This window comes from Rugamonas apoptosis, assembly GCF_014042355.1.
GTDB classification, from domain to species: Bacteria; Pseudomonadota; Gammaproteobacteria; order Burkholderiales; family Burkholderiaceae_D; genus Rugamonas; species Rugamonas apoptosis.
The window spans coordinates 1-255 of record NZ_JACEZU010000079.1 but is presented as its reverse complement, the minus strand read 5'-3'; the positions used below and the strand labels follow the sequence as shown (position 1 = coordinate 255).

The 255-nt window shown below is 67.8% G+C and carries 1 protein-coding gene; it reads left to right on the top strand.

What is annotated here, in order from left to right:
* Window positions 1-255: Ig-like domain-containing protein (locus tag H3H39_RS27510; RefSeq protein ID WP_182157710.1), on the top strand; the 255-nt coding region annotated here is incomplete at both ends.

Genomic DNA, 255 nt, shown 5'->3' with positions numbered 1-255 from the left:
CCAGCACGGCATCAACCACTTTCACCCTCGACACCGCGACTGCGGCGCCTGTCGTCGCGCTGAGCAGCGACAGCGGCTCCAGCGGCAGCGACGGCATCACCAACGTCGGGACACTGGCCATCAGCGGCACCGAGGCCGGCGCCACCATCAGCTACAGCACCGATGGCGGCACCACCTGGACTAACAGCTTCAGCGCCGTCGAAGGCGACAACAGCGTCATCGTGCGCGCCACCGACGTGGCCGGCAACACCCACA